A 23,253-nucleotide genomic window follows, 5' to 3' on the forward strand; every position below is an offset into this window, starting at 1 on the left:
GCGGCCCGGGGTCGTCAGAGTCACGCGGCGATCACTCCTGCGCGGCGGCGTTGGCGCAGCTCGCGCACAGTCCGAAGATGTCGACCACGTGCTCCGCGTCGCGGAAGCCGTGCAGGGCCGCGGTGCGCTGCGCCCACTGCTCGACGTCGGTGGCCTCGATCTCGACGGTCATCCCGCAGGAGCGGCAGATCAGGTGATGGTGATGGCCTTCGCTGCTGCAGGCGCGGTACAGCGCCTCGCCCTCGGGGCTCTGCAGCGAATCGGCCTCGCCGGAGGCCGCGAGCCCGGCCAGGGCGCGATAGACGGTGGCCAGGCCGATGCCGGTGTTGGCCTCGCGCAGAGACTGGTGCAAGGTCTGCGCGCTCACGAATCCGCGCACGTCGGAGAGCTCCTCGCGCACGCGTTCGCGCTGCCACGTGTTCCGCTGGGCCATGCCCCGAGTCTAGAGCCGCCCCCTGGTCCGCGGCTGGGAGCAGTCATTCCGGGCGCTGGACGCCCATACCCGGGGTCGTTGAGCGAAGATCTCGCTCAACGACCGCGGGGCGGGGTCACTCGGCCGACGCGCCCTCGGCGTCTCCGGAGGGCTCGGCCACGTCGGCGGCGGGCTCGTCGGCGGCGGGAGCGGATCCGGAACCCTCGCTGCCGAGAGCGCCGTCGGGACGGATCAGCTCGCGCACCTCGGCCATGAAGCTCGTGAGCTGCTGCTGCTGCCAGCGCAGCTGACGGGCACGGTCGTCCGCGTCGCGGACGACGTTGGCGGTGTGCGCGGTGACCATGTCGACGATCTTCTGCGACTTCGTCCTGGCGCGGTCGAGCGTCTCGCGGGCGCGCACCTGCGCCTCCGCCTCGATCGCGCTCGCCTGCGACCGCATGAGCCGCTCGTAGTCCTCAGCCTTCGCCGAGATCCGCTCGGCGTGGGCGAGCGACGAGGCGACCTGCTCGTTCGCGTCCGCGGTGATCCGCTCGGCGTGCGCGACGGCCTGGTTGTGCAGCACGAGGAACTCCTGCTGCGCGTCGTCCTGACGGCGCGTCAGGGACTCCTCCGTCTCGAGCACGCGGGCGTTCATCTCGCGCACCTCGCGCTCGGCCGCCACGCGCAGATCCGTCGTCTCCCGCGTGACCATCGCGCGCAGCGCGGCCGCGCCCTTCTCGGCCTCGGTGCGGATCGAGTGCGCCTCCTGCTCGGCGTGGTTCACCTTCTCGGCGGCGTGCGCGGCCTCGCGCTCGACCTGCGCGGTGTGCGCGGTGAACTCGGTCTCCATCTTCAGGCGCACCTGGTCGGCGTCCCGCTCGGCCTGCGCCGTGATCCGGGCGACGTCCGCGTCGAGCTCGGCGCGCTTCGCGGCCGCCTCGTCACGCGCGGCCTCGAGCAGCCGCTCCGCCTGCACCGCAGCGTTCTGGATCAGGACGCTGGCCTGCTCCTCCGCGACGCGCAGCACGGTCTCGAACTGCGAGCGGGAGGTGGCCTCGTCGATGTCCTCCTGGGATCCGGCGAGCGCCGTGCTCAGCGACTGGATCTGCTGCGCCGACTCGGCGACCTTCGCGTTCGCCGTCGCGAGGTCGGACTCCAGCTTCGTCGCGCGCTTCTCGTGCGCGGCGGTGGCCTTCGCCAGCTCCTGGCGGTGCTTCTCCGCCGCCTTGTCGAGTTCGCTGCGCAGGTGCGCGTCGGTCTTCGCCCCGGACTCCGTGGCGCGGCGCAGCTCCTCCTTGAGGGCGGTCAGGTGCGCGTCGACCTCGGTCTTGTCATAGCCGCGGAAGCCGATCGTGAAGGACTGCTGCGTCGTCGGGTTGTCCAGCAGCTGATCGAAGAAATCGCCCTGCTGCGCCTTGTCCTCGGTTGCCTCGGCCACGTGCCGCGCCTTTCTGTTCGCCCCTCCTGCTCACGGGCATGGGGGAGGCGCCGGGAGGGATGGATGCGGAGGGGGAATCGCGTCGTCCGGCGCCCCTGGGTGCGGGGGCCGCGATCCGCGCGAGTCCTGACGATCCTAACCCGCGGTTCCGCCTCGCCGACAGGGCGGAACCCCGGCAGGGCGCGGAACGATCGCGCCGGGGATCGGATGCGTCGCCCGCATCGCGTCCGCCGACCGGTCGCGCGCCGAACGCTCAGGCCCCGGCCGACCGGATCCCGGCGATCACGGCGCCGATCGCGACACCGGCGCGGCGGCGCTGCTCCTCCCGCTCCACGCCCGCGAGCGGTCCGCGCAGGCAGAGCTCCGCGAAGCCGTGCACGGTGGCCCAGCACGCCCAGGCGGCGTCGTCGCGGTGGGCCGCGGCGAAGTCCCCGGCGGCCACGAGATCGTCGAGCGCGGCGGTCAGAGCGACGAACGCGGGCGCCTCCCGCACCGTCGCCCGATCCGGAGGGCGGATTCCGAAGAAGACCACGGCGAACCAGCCCGGCTCGTCCAGGGCGAAGTCGACGTAGGCGGCGCCGATCCGGTGCAGCCGCTCTGCCGGCGAACGATCGGGGGCGTCGGTCATCGCGGCGGCCAGCCCCTGCTGGATCGCCGCGGCGGTCGCGTCGAGCAGTGCGGCCCTGTTCGGGAAGTGCCGGTAGGCGGCGTTCGGGGAGACCCCGGTCCTGCGGGTCGCCTCGCGGATCGTCACCGCCGCGGGACCGCCCTCCCGGGAGAGCTCGACGGCGGCCTGGACGAGAGCCGTCGCGAGATCCCCATGGTGATAGGCCATCGGATCCCCTTCCCCCTTGTCGCGACCGCGACCGATGTGTACGGTGTGAACATAGCAGATGTGGACGTCGTGAACATCGGCGCCACGGCAAGGCAGGACCGACCAACGGAGGATGTCATGACCGCTCTGCCCCCTGTCGTCGACGAGCAGACCTGGCGCGAGGAGCTCGCCAAGCTGCGCGTGCGCGAGAAGGCCGCGACCCGGGAACAGGACGCGATCGCCGCCGCACGGCGCCGCCTTCCCGCCGTCAAGCTCCCCGAGTACACCCTGATCGCCGAGGACGGCAGCCGCGTGAGCCTGGCCGACGTCTTCGAGGGCAAGAGCCAGCTCGTCACGTACCACCACATGTGGACCGACGGCGCCGGCTGGCAGTGCCCTGGCTGCACCGGCCTCACCTCGCAGTGGACCCGCACCGGCCACATCGAGGCCCAGGACGCCCGTTTCGTCCTCATCACGAACGGCCCGATGGACGAGGTCCTCGCGTACAAGAAGCGCGTCGGGAATCGGATGACCTGGTACTCGTCCGCGGAGTCGACGTTCGGCGCCGACATGGATTCGGGCCCCGGGGAGGGGTTCGGCTTCAACGTGTTCCTGCGCGACGGCGACGACGTCTATCGCACCTGGCACACGACCGGTCGCGGTGCCGAGCGGTTCAGCGTCTCCTTCGCGATCTCCGACGTGTTGCCGTACGGGCGGCAGGAGCAGTGGCAGGACGTGCCGGACGGATGGCCGCAGGATCCGACCTACTCCCGCTGGCTGAGCTCGCAGGACGTGGCCGCGATGTACGGTGACGCCGGCGCCTGAGAACCGTGCGTCGCGGCGTCCGCCGGGCGGGCTCAGTGCCGGTAGACGACGAACCCGGAGTCGTCGGCGAGCGAGTCGTAGAGGCGCCGCGCCGTGGCGTTCGTCTCATGCGTGTGCCAGTAGACGCGCTCGGCCCCCGCATCCGCCGCCCGCTCGTAGACCGCCTCGATGAGCGCCCTGCCGACACCGCGGCCCCGCGCCTCCGGCACGGTGAACAGGTCCTGCAGGTAGCAGGTCGGTCCGATGAGGATCGTGCTGCGGTGGAACAGGTAGTGGACCAGGCCGAGGATCCGCTCGCCGTCGTCGGCGACCATCGCGAAGACCGGCTCGGCGGGATCGAGGAAGCGCGCCCAGGTGCTCTCCGTGATCTCCTCGGGCAGCGCCGTCGCCCCGGAGCGGCCGTAGAACTCGTTGTAGCCGTCCCAGAGCGGACGCCAGGCGTCCAGGTCCTCTGCGACGACGGGGCGGACGACGAACGGCGCCGGGGTCATGCGGCTCCTCCCGAGAGGCGGGGAGCGAGTCGCACGACGCGCTCCTGGCGGGCGCCGACGATGCGGCAGGCGAGATAGATCACGAACGAGATCGTGGTGATGTAGGGACTCACCGGGAGCGTGCCCATCACCGCGAGGAGGATTCCGCCGACCGCGGACACCAGGCCGAAGAGGGCCGCGAGCAGCGGCACCGCGACGGGACCGGAACGGATCCGCATCGCGGCGGCCGCGGGCGTCACCACGAGCGCCATCACCAGCAGCGCGCCGATGATGTGCACGGCGACCGCGACCACGAGGCCGAGCAGCAGCATGAACGCGAACGAGACCCCGACCGTGGGCACGCCGCGGGCCGCGGCGGACTGCGGATCGAGCGACTCGAAGCGCAGCGGCCGCCAGATGAGGAGCAGCCCTACGAGCACGACGGCGCAGATCGCGGCCAGCCAGCCGAGCTGGGTCGACTGCACAGAGACGATCTGCCCGGTCAGCAGGCTGAACCGGCCGGCCGCGCGGCCGCTGTAGAGCGAGAGGCAGAGGATGCCGAGGCCGAGGCCGAACGGCATCAGCACGCCGATGATCGAGTTGCGGTCGCGGGCGCGGGCGCCGAGCCAGCCGATGATCGCCGCGGCGATGAGGGATCCCACGATCGATCCGGCGATCACGTCGACGCCGAGCAGCAGCGCCGCGGCGGCGCCGGCGAAGGAGAGCTCGCTGATCCCGTGCACCGCGAAGGCCATGTCGCGCTGCATCACGAAGACGCCGATGAGACCGCCGACCAGGCCGAGGATCGCGCCGGCCCACACCGAGTTCGAGACGAGCCCGAGGATCTCGCCGTACTGGGAGAGGCCGCCGAACATCGCCTGGCCGATGTCGTCGATGTTCATGCGCCCTCCTCGTGGTCGTCGTGCTCGTGGTGGTGCGCGGCGATCTCCGCGTCGGGGGCGCCGACGACCACGAGCCGGCCGCCGACCTCCTGCACGAACACGGGCGCGCCGTAGAGGGCGCTCAGCACCTGCGTGGTCAGCACCTCGCGCGGGGTGCCGAGCGTGAACCGCCCGTTCGCGATGTAGAGGATCCGGTCGACGATGTCGAGCACGGGGTTGATGTCGTGGGTCACGAGCAGCACCCCGGCTCCGGTGCGGCGATGCGCGTCGATGAGCGCCGTCACGGCCTGCTGGTTCGCGAGATCGAGGCTCGTGAGCGGCTCGTCGCAGAGCAGCAGACGCGGATCGTCCGCGAGCGCCTGCCCGACGCGCAGCCGCTGCTGCTCGCCGCCGGAGAGCACGCCGACCGGGCGGTCCGCGAAGGCGCGGGCGCCGACCGCGTCGATGAGCGCATCGACGTGGGCCCGGTCGCCGCGGCGCGGGAACGGAAGGCCGAAGCGGTGCCCGTCGACGCCGAGCGAGACGAGATCCCGCCCCCGCATCGACGTCTCGGCCGGCAGCGGCCTCGCCTGCGGCAGGTACCCGATCCGGCGGCTGCCACGACGTCGCACCGGCTCGCCGAGCGCGACCACGGATCCCGCGGACAGCGGCTGCAGCCCCAGGATCGCCCGCAGCAGCGTGGTCTTGCCCGTTCCGCTCGGCCCGAGCACGGCGACGAGCTCACCGGGGGCGACGTCGAGGTCGAGTCCGCTCCAGAGCTCCCGATCGCCGCGCCGGATCGCGGCGCCGCGGATCTGCAGCACCGGTGCGGGCGCTCCATCGGATGCCGCGCCGGCCCGCGCGGCGTCGGAGGAAAAGGTCACTTGTCGAGATTACGGGTCAGAGCCTCGATGTTGTCCTGCATCCAGGTCAGGTAGTTCTTGCCGTCCGGGACGAGCTCGGTGACCTCCTGCACGGGAACGCCCTTGGCCTTGGCCGTCTCGATCACCCGCGTGGTCTCGGCTCCGCCGGTCTGCGCGTTCGCGAAGAGCACCTTCACATCGCCCGAGTCGATGAGCTTGGTGGCCTCGAGCAGGGTGGCGGGCGGCACGTCCTGACCCTCCTCGACGGCGTGGCTGAACGCGTCGGGCGTGACGTTCACGAGCCCCGCCGCCTCGGTGAGGTAGAGCGGGACGGGCTCGGTGACGAAGATCTTGGCGCCGTCGTGCGCGCCCTTGATCGTGGCGAGCTTAGCGTCCAGCCCCTTCAGCCCCTGCTCGAACGTCGTCAGGTTCTTCTCGAAGTCCGCCTTGTGCGCCGGGGAGATCGTGCCCAGTTCCTCGGTGATCTTCTTCGCGACGCCGTCGACGATCGCGGTCGAGTACCAGACGTGCTCGTTGAAGCCCTCGACCGTCTTGGCGGCGTCCTCGCCCTGGGGCCAGCCGGGCGCGAACGTCACGGCGGAGACGACCGGCACCGAGTCCGCGGCCTTCGCGACGAGGTCCCCCATGAACGCGTCGTACCCGCCGCCGTTCTCCAGGACGAGCTTCGCCTTGCTCACCGTGAGCTGGTCCGCGGCGGTGACCTCGTACTCGTGCGGATCCTTCGAGATCGAGTCGATGACGGATGTGACCTCGACGTGGTCGCCGCCGATCTGCTTCGCCACGTCGCCCCAGACGTTCGTCGAAGCCGTCACGGGGATCCGGTCGCCGGAGTCGCCCGAGGGCGATGCGGCCGACGTCGTCGCGGAGCATCCGGCGAGGGCGAAGAGCGAGGCGGCGACGAGGGCGAGGGCGGCGAGGGGCTTGGTCATGCTCTCGACCCTACGTTAAATGAGAATCATTATCAAAACGGAGACGGACGGGATCCCGACATATTTTCCGGTCTGGCTCCACTTTGATTCTTGCTGTCAGAATCAAATTCGCCTCGCCGACGGCGCCGGGCTCGACGATCAGAGGAGATCACCCATGGCGAACGGATCCCATGTCCTGCTCGCGCACGCTCATCCCGACGATGAGAGCTGCGCGACGGGGGGAACGATCGCGCGGCTGCTCGCGGAGGGCCACGGTGTGACCGTCGTGACGTCGACGCAGGGCGAGCAGGGCAGGATCGCGGTCCCGGAGCTCTCGCACCTGTCCGTGGACGAGGACGACGCGCTCGGCCCCGAGCGGGCGCGCGAGCTCGCCGCGGCGATGTCCGCGCTGGGCGTCGCTGATCACCGCTATCTGGGCGGCCCCGGTCGCTTCCGCGACTCCGGGCGGATGGGGATCGCCGCGAACGACCGCCCCGACGCCTTCTGGCAGGCCGATCCGGATGAGGCGGGTCTGCTGATGGCCGCGATCATCCGCGAGGTCCGCCCGCAGGTCGTGATCACCTACGACCCGAACGGCGGCTACGGGCACCCCGACCACATCCAGACGCACCGCGTCGCGATGCGCGGCGTCGAGCTCGCCGCCGACGCCGGCGCCGCCCTCGACGGCCCGGTCTGGGAGGTGCCGTCGGTGTACTGGACCGCCGTCCCGCGCCGGCTGATCGTCGACGAGCTCACGGCCCTCGCCGCGCACGCGGAGGAGCTCGGGCTGTGGGTCGATCCGGATCCGGCCGAGTACCCCGACGGCGTGCACGAGGACGAGGAGATCGACGTCGAGTTCGACGTGTCCTCCTACGTCGACGCGAAGGCGGCCGCTCTCGACTGCCATCGCACCCAGCTCACCGTGAAGGGCCCGTACTGGGTGCTCGCGTCCGGGCGCGGGATGCGGATCCAGGACCGCGAGTGGTTCATCCGGGTGAAGGGCGGGCACCGCACCTCCGCGGCGTACGAGTCCGACCTGCTCCCCGCGGCGGTGCGCTGATGGCGCGACCGACCCTCGCGCTCGACGACCGCCGCACGCAGCGCGCCCGCATCGTGGGCGCGCTGCACGAGCAGCGCAAGAGCCGCACCGACCTCGTCGAGCAGTTCGGCGTCAGCTCCTCCCTCATCACACGGGTCGTGCGCAGCCTGCTGGACGACGGCGTGCTGCGCGAGGTCGGCAACCAGACCCAGAGCATCGGCCGGCCGCCCGTGCAGCTCGAGGTGGTCCGCGACTACGGGGCGCTGCTGTCGATCTCCTGCGCCTCGGACTCGCTGCGCGCCCGCAGCATCAACCTGCACGGCGGGGTGATCGCCGAGTCCGTCGCCCCTGCGACGTCGGGACGGGTCGAGCCCGCGGCGATCCTCGAACTCGTCGCGGAGCTGGTCGAGCGCACCCCGCATCTGCTCGGCATCGGCGTCGCGGTGCCGGGCGTGGTCGACGCCGAGACCGGCGATGTGAGCGCGGCCCCCGACCTCGGCTGGGAGTCGGTGGTGCCGCTGCGCACCATGCTGCGCGAGCGCTTCGGCACGGTCGTCACGATCGACAACGACGTGAACCTCATGATGGCGTCCGAGCGCCGCAGCCTCGAGCTGCGCGCGGGCCGCAACGCCGTCTACCTGTACCTCGGCGAGCGCGGCATCGGCGCGGGCATCATCGCGGGCGGCCGTCTCATCGAGGGCGACCACGGCGCCGCGGGCGAGATCGGGCTGTTCCCGCTCAACGCGACCGACCGCACGGACTTCGAGGACTCCACCTCGACGCTCGCCATCGCGGCCCGGCTCGAGGCCGCCGGTCACGACGTGGGCGGACAGGCGGTGGATCGCCTGCTCGCGCTGGCCGACGCCGGCGACCCCGCGGCGCAGACCCTCCGCACCGAGATCCTCGCGTCGTTCTCGCACGCGATCGCGGTGATCACGGCGATCCTCGATCCGCACGTGATCCTTCTCGGCGGGCACGCGCGGGCCTTCCGCCCGGAGGACCACGCCGAGATGCTCGCGCCCGTCCGCAAGAACCTCCCCTTCGCCCCCGAGGTCAGGGCCGCCCGCTCGAACCCGAACGCGGTGCTCGACTCGGCCGTGAACCGCTGCTGGCAGCAGCTGCTCGCGGGAGGCCTGTGATCGCATCCCCCACTCCCCCGAATCCCACCCGATCCGCGGCACCCGCCGCACCACTTCGACGAGGAAGACACATGAAGGCACACAAGATCACCCGACCCCTGCTCGCCGCCGCGGGCCTCGCCTCCGCGGGAGCGCTGCTGCTCTCCGGATGCGCCGGCGACGTCTCGGCCGCCAAGCCGACCGAGACCAAGGCATCCACGACCGACGCTCCCAGCGACGGCCTCACGATCTACACCGGGCGCGACAAGGACGAGGTCGCCTGGGTCGTGGGCGAGTTCGAGAAGAAGTTCCCCGAGTACAAGGGCAAGGTGCAGACCGTCATCGCCGGCGCGCAGGACAACCTCGACCGCGTCAGGGCCGAGAAGGGCAACCCGCAGGCGGGCTTCCTCTGGGGCGGCACCCAGCAGCAGTTCGAGCAGGCCGCATCCGAGGGGCTCCTCGACGCGTACACCCCGAAGAACGGCAAGAGCGTTCCGGACAAGTACAAGGACCCCGAGAACCGCTGGACCGCGGAGATGCTGCTCCCCGAGGTCATCATCTACAACTCGGATCTGCTCACCGAGAAGACGGCTCCGCAGGACTGGGCCGATCTCGCCAGCCCCGAATGGAAGGACAAGATCGTCATCCGCGACGTCATGCCCTCCGGCACGATGCGCACGATCTACGCCTCGATGGTCTACTCCGCGTTCGCCAAGGACGGCAAGCCCGAGGCCGGCTACGACCTGCTGAAGAAGATCGACGCCAACACGGTCTCCTATGCCGCCAACCCGGACGACATGTACACGCAGCTCGACCAGGGCACCGGCCAGGTCACGGTCTGGAACATGCAGGACGCACTGATCCAGCCGCTCAAGAACAACCGCCCCTGGGGCTACGTCATGCCGAAGTCGGGCGCTCCCGTGCTCGTCGACGGCGTCGGCATCATCAAGAACGCGAAGCAGGCATCCGCCGCCAAGTCGTTCATGGACTTCCTGATGGAGCCAGGGATGCAGGCGAAGCTCGCGGCCGACTACTACCAGATCCCCGCGATGGACATCCCGAAGGACAAGCAGCCGACCTGGATGAAGGACTTCACGCTCAACGAGATGAAGATCGACTGGAAGGTGTTCGCCGACCACCAGAGCGAGTGGATGACCTACTGGGCCGACAACATCAAGGACAAGGGCTGATCTGACGCATGGTCTCGGTCTCTCTGCACCAGCTCCGCAAATCGTTCGCCCGCTCCGGCACCGTCGTGAACGGCATCGACCTGACGATCGACGACGGGGAGTTCTTCACCCTCCTCGGCCCGTCGGGATGCGGCAAGTCGACGACGCTGCGCATGATCGCCGGGTTCGAGGAGCCCGACAGCGGCACGATCCACTTCGACGATCGTGATGTGACGTACGCTCCGGCGAACAAGCGCGACGTGGGCCTGGTGTTCCAGAACTACGCCCTCTTCCCGCACATGTCGGTGAGCCGCAACGTCGGCTTCGGGCTGGACGTGCGCGGGGTGCAGAAGGCCGAGGCCGCCCGTCGGATCTCCGACGTCCTGCAGCAGGTGGGCCTCTCGGCCCAGGCGAACGCCCGTGTGGACGAGCTCTCGGGCGGGCAGCAGCAGCGCGTGGCGCTCGCCAGGGCGCTCGTCTTCCGTCCGCAGCTCCTGCTGCTCGACGAGCCGATGTCGAACCTCGACGCGAAGCTCCGGCTCGAGATGCGCAGCGCCCTGCGCGACCTGCACGCCGAGACCGGGATCACCTCGGTCTACGTCACCCACGACCAGGCCGAGGCGCTCGCGATGTCGACGCGCATCGCCGTCATGAACACGGCCGTCGTGCACCAGGTCGGCACCCCGGACGAGGTCTACAGCCGGCCGCGCACCGCGTTCGTCGCCGGCTTCCTCGGACGCAACAACCTGCTCCGCGCCACCGTGCGCGAGAGCGACGGCGCTCGCGCGGAGCTCACGCTGTCCGACGGCAGCGCGCTCTCGGTGCGCGCCGGCTCTGCGGCTCCCGGCGTCGGGTTCTCGGTCGGATCCGAGGTGATCGCGACGGTCCGCGCCGAGAACGTCCGGCTCGCGGGCCCCGGCGACGAGGCCAACACGATCTCCGGCACGGTGGCCGACGTCGACTTCATCGGGCACTCGCTCTCCTGCGAGCTGGACACCGCGGTCGGCCGCATCAAGGTCGACCTCACGGGTGCCCACGTGCGCCCCACGCGCGGCGACGCCCTGCGCGTGGTGCTGCCGGAAGAGGCCGCGTACTGCGTGCCTGCGGAGAGCTGATGGTCACGCTCACCAACGCCCAGCGCGTCGTCGGGCCGTCGAAGCGCCCGTCCTGGATCCGCCGCCGCTGGTCGACCGTCCTCACGCTCGCCCTGCTGCTCGTCGTCCTGCTCGGCTACGTGATCGGGCCGATGATCGCGACCGCGCGACGCAGCGTCTCGCAGGACAAGGCCGAGATCCTCGGGTTCTCCTTCAAGGCCTGGGGCGACTTCTTCGCGAACCCCACCCAGACCTCCGCGATCGGCGGATCGATCGTGCTGTCGCTGCTGTCCGTGCTGTGCGCGGGACTGCTCGGCACCGGCGTGGCGATCCTGCTCACGCGCTGGGAGTTCCCCGGCCGGCGCGTCTTCCAGGTCCTCGCACTGCTTCCGATCGCGCTGCCCCCGCTCATGGGCGTGTGGTCGTTCAAGCTGCTGTTCGGCGTCGGCGGACGGATCCCGTTCGCGCTGCACGAGCTCTTCGGCGTCGATCAGAAGGCCTTCTGGCTGCAGGGCGTCGCGGGCGTGCTCATCGTGCACGCCATGACGATGTACCCCTACTTCTTCCTCACGGTCTCGGCCGCGCTCGCCAACGCGGACGCGTCGCTCGAGGAGGCGGCGGCCTCGATGGGCGCGAAGACCGGCCGCATCTGGGCCAAGGTCGTGCTGCCCATGCTCACGCCGGCGCTGGTCGCGGGCTCGCTCATCACGTTCATGTCGGCGATGTCGTCGTACACGGCGCCCCTGCTCTTCCAGTACACCGACGTGATGACCCAGCAGATCGTGATCGCCAAGACCAACGGCGACATGAGGCTCGCCTCGATCATCTCCACCACGCTCGCGGTGATCTCGATCGTGTTCCTCGCGATCATCCGCTCCTACGAGCAGCGCAAGGTGTACCGCACCCAGTCCAAGGGCGGCGGACGCAAGCGCTCCACCGTGGCGTCCACGCCCCTCCGGGTGCTGCTCTTCGTGGTCGCCGTCCCCGTGACGGTGTTCCTGGTGCTCCCGATCCTCATGATCGCGGTGCTCTCGGTCACGGCCAAGGGCGGCTGGCGGATGAGCGCGCTGCCCACCCAGTACACGCTCGAGTGGTGGGGCCAGCTGTTCAGCGGCTTCGAGTTCTGGCGCCCCGTGACCAACTCCCTGCTGATGAGCGTGATCGCCGTCGGCGGCGCGATGATCCTCGGCGCCGGCGCCGCCTACGTGATGAGCCGGATGCGGTTCCGCGGCAAGCTCGCGCTCGACATCGCGATCATGCTGCCGTGGGCGCTGCCGGGCACGGTGGTCGCGATCAACCTCATCACCGCGTTCTCGAGCCCCTCGCCCTTCGCGTTCGGCCAGGTGCTGGTCGGCACGTTCGCGATCCTGCCGCTCGCGTACTTCGTGCGGTTCAACCCGCTGATCTTCCGCTCGACGGTCGCGTCCTTCTCGCAGCTCGATCCGCACCTGGAGGATGCCGCCCGCAGCCTCGGCGCGAGCTGGTGGTACGCGTTCCGCCGCGTGGTGCTTCCGCTCATCTCGCGCGGCATCATGGCCGGCGCGCTGCTGGCGTTCGTCGACGGCGTCGGCGAGTTCGTGGCGAGCATCCTGATCTACACGCCCGAGTGGATCCCCTTGTCGATCGCGGTGAACAACGAGAACTACCAGGGCAACATCGGCACCGGTTCGGTGTACGGCATGATCCAGGTCCTCCTGGTGCTCGTCGTGCTGATCGTCACCCGGCGCATGGAAGCCAGGGAGGCGGCGACGCCCGCCTTCTGACCGCCGCCCCCAGACCCCTCAGAGAGAGATAGAGAATGAACCGCGACGAGATCGTCCAGCGCGACGGCGCATCCTTCCCCGGCGAGAGCTACACCACGGCCGTGCTGCGCCCCGCGTACAACGAGGCCAAGCGGATGCTGCTGCCGTCCATGATCCAGATCCACCGGGCGCACCTGGTGATGCTGCACGACGCCGGGATCCTCGGCGATGCGGAGGCGGCCACGATCGCCTCCGCGATCGACGGCCTCGACCTGGCGGCCCTGGCGGCGAGCGAGTACACCGGCGAGTTCGAGGACCTGTTCTTCACCGTCGAGCACGAGCTCATGCGGATCGGCGGGGAGGTCACCGGCAGCCTGCACACCGCGCGCAGCCGGAACGACATGGGCATGACCCTGTACCGCATGGTCATGCGGCGTCAGCTGCTGAAGGTGCTCGACGCCGCCGGCGAGCTCTACGAGACGCTGGTCCGTCTCGGCGCCGAGCACGCCGACACGCTCACGCTGGAGCACACCCACACGCAGCCGGCCCAGCCGTCCGTGCTCGGGCACCGTTTCCTGGCGATCGCCGACGTGCTCGGCCGGGACATCCGCCGCGTCCAGCAGGCCTACGAGAGCCTCGACTTCTCTCCGATGGGGGGTGCGGCGCTCACCGGCACCGGCTTCGCGATCGACCGCGAGAACATGGCCCGCCTGCTCGGCTTCGGCGGGCTCGTGGAGAACTCCTACGACGCCGTCGCCGCGACCGACTACATCGCGCACTCGGCGATCGCGCTGCAGCTCATGGCGATCGACACCGGACGCAGCTGCGTCGACTTCCTCACCTGGTGCACGGCCGAGTTCGGCCTGTACCGCGTGGCCGCGCCCTACGTGCAGATCTCGTCGATCATGCCGCAGAAGCGCAACCCGGTCTCCATCGAGCACTCCCGGTCCCTGCTGTCGGCGGCGTCGGCGAGCGCCGCGACCGTGCTCACCATGATGCACAACACCCCGTTCGGCGACATCGTCGACACCGAGGACGACCTCCAGCCCTATGCGTGGCGCGCGGTCGACACGCTCACCGACGTCCTGCACCTGCTGACCGGCGTGCTCGGGACGATCCAGGTGAACACCGATGTGATGCGCGAGCGCGCGCTGGCGTCGTTCGCGAACGCCACCGAGCTGGCCGACACTCTCGTGCGCGACGGCGGGCTCACCTTCACCCAGGCGCACACCGTCGTCTCCCGGATCGTCCGCGAGGCCGACGCCGCGGGCATGACCGATGTGCGATCCGTGTCCACCGACCGCGTGCGCGAGGTCGCTCAGGAGGCGACCGGCCGCGAAGTGCCGCTCACGACCGACGACGTCGCCCGCGCGCTGGACGCCGACAACTTCGTCGCCGTGCGCACCTCGACCGGCGGCGCCGCCCCGAGCGAGGTCGCCCGCATGGCCGCAGCCCGGCAGGAGACCGCGCAGGAGCTGCGCCGCTGGCGCGATGCGAAGCGCGATCACCTCGACGCCGTCGCCGACCGGCTGGTCGAGGCGACGGCAGCCCTCCAGGCGTGATCGGGCGGATGTCGCGCCGGATGAGCGTGCTCGGGATCGACTTCGGCGGCACGAAGGTCGCCCTCCGCGTGGAGGCCGCAGACGGCTCACGCCGGGACGAGCGCCTGCGGATCGGTCCGGACGAGCCCGCCGTGAGCGTGCTCGAGCGGACCTTCACGGCAGCCGCGCGCCTGGCCGGTCCGGACGCCGCGGTCGAGGCCGTCGGGGTGTCGACGCCGGGGATCGTGTTCGACGACCGGGTCGATCTCGCCCCGAACGTCGTCGGCTGGTCCGAACTCGATCTCGCCGGCCGCTTCCGTGAGGTCTTCGGCGCCGTCCCGGTCGCGATCGAGAACGACGTGAAGGCCGCGGCCCTCGCCGAGGGACGTGAGGGCGCGCTGCAGGGGACGAAGGTGGGACTCTACGTCAACCTCGGCACCGGCATCGCGATCGCCCCGGTGCTGGACGGACTGGTGCTCCGCGGCGCTCACGGCGCGGCCGGTGAGATCGGATACGGGATCGTGGGCGCGGTCTCGCAGTGGCGGGCGGGCGCACCGACCCTGGAGGAGTACGCCGGCGGCAGCGGCCTCGAGCGGCGCGTCGCCGCCGACGTCCTCGTGCCCGCCTCCGACGTCCCGGAGCTGATCGCGGCGCTCGGCACCAGCCCCGCGGCCGATGAGATGTGGTCGGGCACGATCGACGAGATCGCCCGCCATCTCGTCACCGCGGCGCTCACCTGCGACCCGTCGCGGATCGTGGTGGGCGGCGGGATGACCCGGGCGGGATCCGCGCTGTTCCAGCCGCTGTCCGCGCGCCTCGGCGCCGCCCTCCCCTATGCGCCGGAACTGCTGCTGTCGGAGTTCGGACCGGACGCGTCGCTGCGCGGCGCGGTGATGCTCGCCGACGACGCCGCTGCGGCCTGACCTCCGCCGCCCGTCCCGCAAGGGACGCGGCGGCGGAGATATTTTCCGGCGTTGACGCCTCTCCCGTGCACCTGTGGAATTGCTATCAGCGGTTATTTCTACACAGAAAGAAAGTACCGCCTCCCCTCTCCACCGAATGCGCGGGGCGCGACGTCGACGTCCGCCCGCGCGGAAGGACGACTCATGGACGACCGACTCCCCCTGTCCCAGCGCGCGATGTCCCGCCGCACCCTCTTCAAGGCCGGAGGCGTGCTCGGCGCCGCCGCCGCGGCCGGCGCCGCGTTCCAGATCTCGCCGCTGAGCGCCGCCGAACAGGCGCTCGCGGCTCCGGGTGGCGCCGTCAAGCTCAACGTGCTGTTCATCGGCGCGCATCCGGACGACGAGGCGGGCAACCTCGGCGTGTTCGGGCAGTGGAACGAGTTCTTCGACATGAAGGCCGGCGTGATCACGGTCACCCGCGGCGAGGGCGGCGGCAACGCCGTCGGGCTCGAGGAGGGCCCGCCGCTGGGCATGATGCGCGAGGCCGAGGAGCGCAAGGCCGTCGGCTACGCGGGCATCGAGCACGTCTTCAACCTGGACGGCCTGGACTTCTACTACACCGCGAGCGCGCCGCTGTCGCGCCAGGTCTGGGGCGGCGACGCCGTCCTCGGCCGCATCGTGCGGGTGGTGCGGGCGACCAGGCCCGACGTCATCGTCACGATGAACCCGTCCGCCGTCGAGGGCAACCACGGCAACCACCAGCAGGCCGCGATGTTCGCCGTCGAGGCCTACCTCGCGGCCGGCGACCCGAGCCGCTTCCCCGAGCACCTCGCCGAGGGCTTCGCGGCCTGGCAGCCGCGGCGCATCCTCCGTGCCGGCGCGAACGGGACGGGCGCGAACGGCGAGGGCGGCATCGCCGCCGGCTACACCCCGTCCGTCGCCTCCGACGTCGTCTTCGGCTGCTGGAACGGCACCCCCAGCGCCCGCAACGGCCGCCGCTGGTCGGAGATGCTCGACCTCGCGCGCTGGGCCTACGTCACGCAGGGCTGGGCCGAGATGGCCGCGAGCCCGACCGACCCCGCCAAGATCTCCACCTCCTGGTTCACGGTCATCCACTCCCGCACCCCGCTCGCGGACCCCCGCTCCGGAGGCGACGCCGCGCTGCGCGGCGCGGCTCTCCCGATCGACGGCGGGCTCCCCTTCGGCACGCTCATCGACGTGCGCCCCTCGCGGTTCGAGGCGGTCGCCGGGAGGAGCCTCGCCGTCGACGTGACGATCACCGCGCCGGACGACGCGAAGCTCGCCGCCGGCACGGTGACCCTCGCGGTCCCGAGCGGGTGGACGACGGGCGGATCCCAGTCCGTGCGCGCGCTCAAGAAGGGCGCCTCGCAGCGCCTCACGTTCCAGGTCACGGCCGGATCCGATCCGGTGGGCACCCAGGCGCGCGTCGAGGCGACGCTCGCCGCGGGAGGCGCGTCCGGCACCACGTTCGCGCAGCTCCGCGTGGCCGGAGCGGTCGAGGCGACCATCAGCCCGCTGCCGGAGATCCGCCTGTTCCGCGAGTGGACGGCCGGGCTCGGGATGAAGCACCTCGACGTCCTCGTCCCCGAGCTCTTCCCCGTCGGCCAGGGCCGCACGCGACCGCTCGACGTGGTCGTGCAGAACTTCTCCGACCGGGTGCGCTCCGGATCGGTCTCGCTCGAGCTCCCCGCCGGGTTCTCCGCCTCCCCGGCCGAGCTGCCCTATGCGGGACTCGGCGCCGGCGAGACCGCCACCCTCACGTTCGACGTCGCCAACACCGACGCGACGATCCCCACGGCGAACCGCGCGAGCAACGGCGGCAACTGGCCCGTGACCGTCCGCGCGGCGAGCGACGCCGGCACCGCGGCCCGCACGGTGACGATGAACCTCGTCCCCGCCTACGCCGTGCAGCGCGCGGCGGTCGCCCCCGTGCTGGACGGCGTCCGCCGCGAGGACGAGTACCCCGGCGAGCCCATTCCGGTCGAGACCATCTGGGACGGATCCCCGATGGGCGGCACGACCCCGTCGATCAGCGCGAAGACCTGGATCACGCACGACGACGCGAACCTCTACCTGTTCATCTCGGTCGCCGACGACATCCGCGGGACGATCCTCCCGGCCGCCGACAACAAGCGCCAGCGGCGCACCGACTCGGTCGAGATCTACGTCGACCCCCGCGGGGACGCGCCCAACACCGCGCACACCTTCATCGGCGGCATCATGCCCTCCATGGACACCATGACCGGCGCCCCCGGCGTGGGACGCGACAGGGACAACTGGCAGGGCGAGGCGGCCGTGACGGCTCCGGGCATGGAGGTCGCGGTCCGGATGGCGCCGACCGCCGCCGAGTACACCGGCTACGACCTCGAGGTGAAGATCCCGTTCGCGGTGCTGCCGGACAACCTCGACCCGGCCCACGTCGGGTTCAACGTCGTCGTGAACGACTCGGACACCCAGAACAAGGCCGCGCAGAACCGCGTCGGCTGGTCGACGTTCCCCGGAATGCGGGCGGATCCCTGGCGCTGGGGCGTCATCACGCTCGACGGCATCGCCGATGCGGGAGCGAGCCCCAAGGATCCGACGCTGCCCGACACCGCGGCGCGGTCGGTCGCCTCGCCGCAGTCGATCCTGCAGTCCGCGGGCGACCAGGTTCCCCTCGGCGGATCCTCGAAGGCGGATCACGAGCTCAAGGTGCTCTCGTCCTCCGTCTCGGGCGGCATCGCGAAGGTCGCGCTGCAGACGCCGCGGGCGGGCACGGCCCGGGTGTTCCTGTGGGACGGCGCGCAGGTGCTCGGCAGCACCGAGAAGAGCGTGAGCTCGGGGCGGACCGATGTCGGCTTCCCGGTCCGCACCACGGCGAACGGCTCGGGCGACAGCCTCACCGGCACGCCGGCGTCCCCGGTGCTGGCCGTGTCCTTCGAGTCGCAGAGCGGCGTCTCCGCGACCCGCGCACCGCTGGGCGGCCGCTCGCGCTGACCGGGGAACCCCCTGAACGGAGGAGGGGCCGACGCGAAGACTCGCGTCGGCCCCTCCTCTTCGCCCGCCGCCGGTCGCTCATCCCTCGGAGCGGAGCCTCTCGGCGGCGGATCCGCTCAGCCGCGCAGCCAGACCGTGCTCTCGCCGGCCACCGCGCCGTCGACGAGGGCGCCGAGCACCGGCTCCTCGCCCGCGGCGAGCGCGAACGGCTCGGTGCCGAAGTTCGTGACGACCTGCCAGCCGTTCGGGCGCACGAAGCGGAGCACGTCGTCGCGGCCCGTCTCGATCCAGTCCAGGCTCTCGCCGGTCTGCAGCTCGTGCCGCAGGGCGAGGGCGCGACGGTAGGCGTTGAGCGAGGACGCCGGATCCGCGTCCTCGGCCTCGACCGCGTAGTCCGCGAACCAGGCCGGCTGCGGGATGTGGGCGCCCGCGGCGCCGAACCCGAACGAGGATCCTGAGCGCGCCCAGGGCAGCGGCACGCGGCAGCCGTCGCGGCCGAGCCCGTCGCGATCGGGGTCGGCCCCGCGGAAGAACGCCGGATCCTGGCGGTCCTCCGGCTTGATGTCGGCGACCTCGTGCAGGCCGAGCTCCTCGCCCTGGTACAGGTAGGTGCTGCCGGGCAGGCCGAGCAGGAACAGCGACGCGGCGAGCGCGCGGCGTCCGCCCCGCTCCAGGTCGACCTGGTCGGCGGGACCGCCCGCGAGGATCCATGCGGACCCCTGCTTGACGTCGCGCCCGTTCAGCGGCGCCAGCCCGTAGCGGGTGGCGTGGCGCACCACGTCGTGGTTCGAGAGCACCCAGGTCGAGCTGGATCCGGTCGCCTCGCTCTGCGCGAGGTTGTCGGTCACGATGTGCCGGAACTGCGCGGCATCGAAGTCCGCCTCGAGCAGGTCGAAGTTGAACGCCTGGCCGAGCCCGTCCGGGGTCGCGTACTTCGCCCGGCGCTCGGCCGTGGCCACCCACGCCTCGGCCACCGCGATACGCGGCGGGTCGTACTCGTCGAACACCTGCCGCCACTCGCGGTAGATGTCGTGCACGGCGTCGCGATCCCACATCGGGTGCTGCCCGTCCGTCGTGTCCATCGCGTCGAGCTCCGCCTGGCTCGGCAGCACCTCCGGGAGGTCCTTGCTCAGGCCGTGCGCGACATCGATGCGGAAGCCGTCGACCCCGCGATCCGACCAGAAGCGCAGCGTGGCGAGGAACTCGGCGTGCACGTCGGGGTTGTCCCAGTTGAAGTCGGGCTGCTCCCTGGCGAAGAAGTGGAAGTACCACTGGCCGTCGCCGACCGGCTCCCAGCCGGCGCCGCCGAAGACGCTCGTCCAGTCCGCGGGCGGCAGCTCGCCGTTCTCGCCGAGTCCGTCGCGGAAGATGTAGCGGTCGCGCTCCGGCGAGCCCTTGGGCGCGGCGAGTGCGGCCTGGAACAGGGCGTGCCGGTCGGACGAGTGGTTCGGCACGATGTCGACGATCACCTTGATGCCGCGACCGTGCAGGGCCGCGATCATGTCGTCGAAGTCGGCGAGGGTGCCCAGGCGCGGATCCACATCGCGGTAGTCGGCGACGTCGTAGCCGCCGTCGGCCAGCTCGGACGGATAGAACGGGCTCAGCCACACTGCATCGACGCCGAGGCCGGCGAGGTAGTCGGCCTTCTCGACGACGCCGCGGATGTCACCGAGCCCGTCGCCGTTCGTGTCGGAGAAGCTGCGCGGATAGACCTGGTAGACGACGGCCTGGCGCCACCAGGCGGCGTCGGCGGATCCGGTCACGAGGGCGTCGGTCGTGAGGACTGCATCGGTCATGGGGTTCCCTTCCGGGGTTTGCGGTTCGGTGGTCTCGGGCGCAGGCGCGGTCAGCCCTTGACGGCGCCCTGGGTCACGCCCTCCATCACCCAGCGCTGCGTGAACAGGTAGGCGACGATCGCGGGGGCCATGGCCATCAGGTACGAGGCGAAGGACACGTTGTAGTTGTTGCTGAACTGGGTCTGGAACAGGTTCTGCCTCACGGGCAGCGTCTGCAAGGCCGGATCCGAGATGATCAGCGACGGCATCATGAAGTCGTTCCAGGCGTAGAGGAACGCGAAGATGCCGACCGTGGCGCTCATGGGGCCGAGCAGGGGGAAGATGATCCGCCAGAACGTCTGCCAGGTGCTCGCCCCGTCGATGCGGGCGCTCTCCTCAAGCTCGAGCGGGATCGAGCGCAGGAACGCGGTGAACAGCAGCACGCTGAAGCTCAGCTGGAACATCGTGGCGAGGATGACCACCCCGAACGGGTTGTCCAGGTGCACGAGCCCGGTGAGCTGGATCTGCGGCAGCGCGACCACGGGGAACGGGATGAACATCGCGGCGAGCAGGTAGAAGAACGAGTACCGGAACAGCTTCCGGTCCCAGTTGCGCACGATCGCATAGGACGCGAAGGCGGCGAGCACGATCGTGAGCACCACGGTGCCCGCGGTGACGAACAGCGAGATCCCGGCGCCGACGGGGAACGTCGTGAGGTTCCAGGCTTGCACGAAGCCGTCGATCGAGAACGGTGCGGGCAGCGAGAAGGCATTGCCGTCGACGGCCTGGTTCGTGGTCTTGAACGCCATCGAGATCGTGACGTAGAGCGGGAGCAGCACCGTGATCGCGCACAGGATCAGGATGATCGTGCCCGACCAGTTGACGCGCTCCCGGCGGATGCGAGGCCGGCGGCCTCCGGTGGATCCGGCGGTGAGCGCCTCGGTCGTGATCGCTTCGGTCGTGAGCAGGGTCTGAGCCGACATCAGAGGGCGTTCCTTCCGCGCGTCAGCGAGAGCTGGAGGAGGGAGATGAGGATGGCGACGACGAAGAAGATGGTCGCGTTCGCCATCTGGTAGGCGTAGTCGCCGCCGTTGAAGCCGGCGATGATCGTCATCGCCACGCTGCGCGTCGCGGTGCCGGGGCCGCCGTTGGTGAGGCCGACGATGATGTCGTAGGCGTTGAGGAAGCCCTTGAACCCGAGGATCACGTTGATCACCACGTAGCCGAACACGAGCGGCACGGTGATCCTGGTGAGCTGCTGGGCCTTCGAGGCCCCGTCGATCGCGGCCGCCTCGTAGACCTCGCCGGGCACCGAGAGCAGGCCTGCGATGTAGATGAGCAGCGTGCCGGGGATCGCCTGCCACGCGGTGACGATCACGATCGCGACCCACGCGAGGTCGGGGTTGGCGAGGATGCTGGTCTGCAGCCACTCCAGGCCGGTCGCGTTCCCGAGCCCGGGGATCGAGTTCGAGAACAGGAAGTTGAAGACGTAGGCGATGATGATGCCGGAGATCACCATCGGGATCACGAAGATCGTGCGCAGCCCCGTCGTGAACCGGATCCGAGAGGTGAGGCCGACCGCGAGCAGGAAGCCGATCACATTCACCACCACCACCGTGGCGAGGGAGAACCCGAAGGTGAACAGGTAGCTCTGCAGGATGGCCGGATCGCTGAACGCCGCGACGTAGTTCGTCACGCCGTTGAAGCTCCAGTCGCCGATCCCGATCGAGTCGGTGAAGCTGAAGAAGATGCCGATGACCGCGGGCACGGTGATCGCGAGCGTGAACAGGAGCAGGCTCGGGAGCAGGAACAGGTAGTAGATCGGCTCGACGCGGCGCGTGCTGCGGCGCACCGTGCGGTCGCCCTGGGTGACGATCGTGGTCGTGGTGCTCACTGCGCGGCCCCCTTCGTGTCGCGGGCGGCCGGTGCGCGGAACGCGAGCCGCGCCCAGTCGGCGTCCATCGTGGCGAGGGTCGTCTGCGGCTTCGCGCCGAGGGCCATGGCCTGCGCGTAGTTGAAGACGGGGATCGTCTTGGGCACGAGCACGGACGGCCCCTGGTAGACGTGCCCCTCGTCGACGTACGGGATCATCCCGGCGACGCGGGGGTCGTCGGGCGCCGGCGCCGACGTGGTGGGCGCGAAGCCGAGCTGCGACGCGTTGTACGCCTCGATGTTCTGCGGCTGATACAGGTACTCGAGGAAGTCCCGGGCGGCGGCCTTGTGGTGCGAGCCCTCGGGGATCATCGCGGCGAGGTCGAGGTTGACGCGCACCTTGAGGTCGGAGGCGCTGTCCGTCATCGGCAGCGGGAACGTCCCGAGCGGCAGGTCGGGCGCGGTCTTCGCGATCTCGCTGAACGCCCAGGGGCCCTGCAGGTACATCGCGGCCTGGCCCTTCGAGAAGGCCAGGTTGCCGTCGCCGTAGCCGCGGCTCGCCGCGTCCTTGTTCGCATAGGCCCCGAGCAGCTGCTGCATCTTCGCCATCGGTGCGGCGAACTCCTTCGAGAAGGAGGTCGCGGAGTCGGGTCCGACCTTCGCGCCCTCGGCGTTGAGCCTCTGGAACACGTCGAGCACGTCGACGGATCCGCCCGCCGCATAGTCGTACCAGCCCTGGCCGACGGTCCAGTCGTCCTTGAGCGTCGCGTAGAACGGCGTGACACCGGCGGCCTTGAGCGCGTCGCAGGCGGCGATCAGCTCGTCCCAGGTCGTCGGCACCGCGATGTGGTGCTCGGCGAAGATCTGCTTGTTGTAGATGACCGACGCCGCCATGACCGAGTAGGGCAGCGCGCTGGTGCGGCCGGCGCAGGTGCCGTACTGATCGAGCAGCGGCTGGTACGTGGCGGCGATCTCGCCGGCAGCCTTCGTGGCGCTGAGGTCGCTCAGCGCGCAGCGCGAGACGAAGCGCGCGACCTCCATGTTGTAGTTGGCGAGCATGAGGTCGGGCGGGTTGCCGCGCACGAAGCTCGCCGAGACCACGTCGACGCCCGAGGTGTCGATCACGACGCGGACCCGGTCCTGCGAGGCGTTGTACTCCGCGACCTTCTTGGTCATGAAGTCGATCGCCTCGCGTTTGCTGAACGTGAAGCGGATCGTCTCGCGCCCGTCGGCCGGGGCGCAGCCGGCGAGGGCTCCCCCGGCGACGGCGAGCGCGGCGACGGCGGCGAGCGCCCTCGCGATCCGCGTGCTTCTTCCAGACACCCTTGTCCTCGTCCCTTCCGGCGGCCCGGCTCGTCGTGCGCTTCTCGGC

General features: G+C 70.7%; 20 protein-coding genes. 9 read left to right on the forward strand and 11 right to left on the reverse strand.

The features are described 5' to 3' along the window. Positions 1-31: 31 nt before the first annotated feature. The 3 genes from ACIPY5_RS19385 to ACIPY5_RS19395 form a co-directional block, all read right to left on the reverse strand. Positions 32-433, reverse strand: coding sequence for a transcriptional repressor (locus tag ACIPY5_RS19385; protein WP_309340103.1), 402 nt, complete (start codon positions 431-433; stop codon positions 32-34). Positions 434-548: 115 nt separating this feature from the next. Further along, positions 549-1,850: a cell division initiation protein gene (locus ACIPY5_RS19390; protein WP_400973728.1), complete on the reverse strand. Its 1,302-nt coding sequence runs from the start codon at positions 1,848-1,850 to the stop codon at positions 549-551. Positions 1,851-2,103: 253 nt separating this feature from the next. Beyond that, positions 2,104-2,685, reverse strand: coding sequence for a TetR/AcrR family transcriptional regulator (locus ACIPY5_RS19395; RefSeq protein WP_400973731.1), 582 nt, complete (start codon positions 2,683-2,685; stop codon positions 2,104-2,106). A 117-nt stretch (positions 2,686-2,802) separates the two neighbouring features. Between ACIPY5_RS19395 and ACIPY5_RS19400 the strand changes: the two genes are divergently transcribed. After that, a complete protein-coding gene (locus ACIPY5_RS19400) occupies positions 2,803-3,489 on the forward strand; it encodes a DUF899 family protein (protein ID WP_400973733.1) in 687 nt (228 codons plus the stop codon). 32 nt (positions 3,490-3,521) lie between these two features. Here the strand turns inward: ACIPY5_RS19400 and ACIPY5_RS19405 are convergent, their stop codons facing one another. Genes ACIPY5_RS19405 through ACIPY5_RS19420 form a run of 4 tightly spaced genes read right to left on the reverse strand, consistent with a single transcriptional unit; the run spans position 3,522 to position 6,653 of the window. Then, on the reverse strand, positions 3,522-3,980 hold the full coding sequence (locus ACIPY5_RS19405; RefSeq protein WP_400973736.1) for a GNAT family N-acetyltransferase: 459 nt from the start codon (positions 3,978-3,980) through the stop codon (positions 3,522-3,524). After that, complete coding sequence (locus ACIPY5_RS19410; protein ID WP_400973739.1) at positions 3,977-4,861, reverse strand: metal ABC transporter permease; 885 nt, start codon at positions 4,859-4,861, stop codon at positions 3,977-3,979. The genes ACIPY5_RS19405 and ACIPY5_RS19410 overlap by 4 nt, the downstream gene beginning before the upstream one ends. Beyond that, positions 4,858-5,724: a metal ABC transporter ATP-binding protein gene (locus ACIPY5_RS19415; RefSeq protein ID WP_309340113.1), complete on the reverse strand. Its 867-nt coding sequence runs from the start codon at positions 5,722-5,724 to the stop codon at positions 4,858-4,860. Before ACIPY5_RS19415 ends, ACIPY5_RS19410 begins: the two co-directional genes overlap by 4 nt. Beyond that, positions 5,721-6,653 carry a metal ABC transporter solute-binding protein, Zn/Mn family gene (locus ACIPY5_RS19420; protein WP_400973743.1) on the reverse strand — a complete coding sequence of 311 codons (933 nt, stop codon included), beginning with the start codon at positions 6,651-6,653 and terminating at the stop codon, positions 5,721-5,723. The genes ACIPY5_RS19415 and ACIPY5_RS19420 overlap by 4 nt, the downstream gene beginning before the upstream one ends. Positions 6,654-6,807: 154 nt before the next feature. Here ACIPY5_RS19420 and mshB point away from each other — a divergent pair, with 154 nt between their 5' ends. The 8 genes from mshB to ACIPY5_RS19460 all read left to right on the forward strand — a co-directional run bounded on the left by mshB (position 6,808) and on the right by ACIPY5_RS19460 (position 18,234). Further along, the gene (gene mshB / locus ACIPY5_RS19425; protein WP_400973745.1) at positions 6,808-7,692 is read left to right on the forward strand and encodes an N-acetyl-1-D-myo-inositol-2-amino-2-deoxy-alpha-D-glucopyranoside deacetylase; all 885 of its coding nucleotides are present in this window, start codon (positions 6,808-6,810) and stop codon (positions 7,690-7,692) included. Beyond that, a complete protein-coding gene (locus ACIPY5_RS19430; protein ID WP_400973748.1) occupies positions 7,692-8,810 on the forward strand; it encodes an ROK family transcriptional regulator in 1,119 nt (372 codons plus the stop codon). The genes mshB and ACIPY5_RS19430 overlap by 1 nt, the downstream gene beginning before the upstream one ends. A gap of 71 nt (positions 8,811-8,881) precedes the next feature. Further along, complete coding sequence (locus tag ACIPY5_RS19435) at positions 8,882-9,979, forward strand: extracellular solute-binding protein (protein WP_400973750.1); 1,098 nt, start codon at positions 8,882-8,884, stop codon at positions 9,977-9,979. A gap of 8 nt (positions 9,980-9,987) precedes the next feature. Then, positions 9,988-11,073, forward strand: coding sequence for an ABC transporter ATP-binding protein (locus ACIPY5_RS19440; RefSeq protein ID WP_400973752.1), 1,086 nt, complete (start codon positions 9,988-9,990; stop codon positions 11,071-11,073). Next, positions 11,073-12,815: an iron ABC transporter permease gene (locus ACIPY5_RS19445; protein ID WP_309340125.1), complete on the forward strand. Its 1,743-nt coding sequence runs from the start codon at positions 11,073-11,075 to the stop codon at positions 12,813-12,815. The genes ACIPY5_RS19440 and ACIPY5_RS19445 overlap by 1 nt, the downstream gene beginning before the upstream one ends. A gap of 35 nt (positions 12,816-12,850) precedes the next feature. After that, complete coding sequence (gene argH, locus ACIPY5_RS19450; RefSeq protein ID WP_400973755.1) at positions 12,851-14,356, forward strand: argininosuccinate lyase; 1,506 nt, start codon at positions 12,851-12,853, stop codon at positions 14,354-14,356. Between the two features lie 20 nt (positions 14,357-14,376). After that, positions 14,377-15,258 (forward strand): ROK family protein, encoded by an 882-nt coding sequence (locus ACIPY5_RS19455; RefSeq protein ID WP_400973758.1) that lies wholly within the window; start codon positions 14,377-14,379, stop codon positions 15,256-15,258. Between the two features lie 183 nt (positions 15,259-15,441). Next, a complete protein-coding gene (locus ACIPY5_RS19460; RefSeq protein ID WP_400973761.1) occupies positions 15,442-18,234 on the forward strand; it encodes a PIG-L family deacetylase in 2,793 nt (930 codons plus the stop codon). Positions 18,235-18,350: 116 nt separating this feature from the next. On the opposite strand, the gene ACIPY5_RS19465 is transcribed toward ACIPY5_RS19460, so the two are convergent. Genes ACIPY5_RS19465 through ACIPY5_RS19480 form a run of 4 tightly spaced genes read right to left on the reverse strand, consistent with a single transcriptional unit; the run spans position 18,351 to position 23,204 of the window. After that, a complete protein-coding gene (locus tag ACIPY5_RS19465) occupies positions 18,351-20,030 on the reverse strand; it encodes a glycoside hydrolase family 13 protein (RefSeq protein ID WP_400973763.1) in 1,680 nt (559 codons plus the stop codon). 50 nt (positions 20,031-20,080) lie between these two features. Next, positions 20,081-20,992 (reverse strand): carbohydrate ABC transporter permease, encoded by a 912-nt coding sequence (locus tag ACIPY5_RS19470; protein WP_309340133.1) that lies wholly within the window; start codon positions 20,990-20,992, stop codon positions 20,081-20,083. After that, a complete protein-coding gene (locus ACIPY5_RS19475; protein WP_400973767.1) occupies positions 20,992-21,903 on the reverse strand; it encodes a carbohydrate ABC transporter permease in 912 nt (303 codons plus the stop codon). The genes ACIPY5_RS19470 and ACIPY5_RS19475 overlap by 1 nt, the downstream gene beginning before the upstream one ends. After that, positions 21,900-23,204 (reverse strand): ABC transporter substrate-binding protein, encoded by a 1,305-nt coding sequence (locus tag ACIPY5_RS19480; RefSeq protein ID WP_400973770.1) that lies wholly within the window; start codon positions 23,202-23,204, stop codon positions 21,900-21,902. The genes ACIPY5_RS19475 and ACIPY5_RS19480 overlap by 4 nt, the downstream gene beginning before the upstream one ends. Positions 23,205-23,253 lie beyond the last annotated feature (49 nt).

This window comes from Microbacterium sp. NPDC089698, assembly GCF_044749045.1.
In the GTDB taxonomy this organism is placed as follows: domain Bacteria; phylum Actinomycetota; class Actinomycetes; order Actinomycetales; family Microbacteriaceae; genus Microbacterium.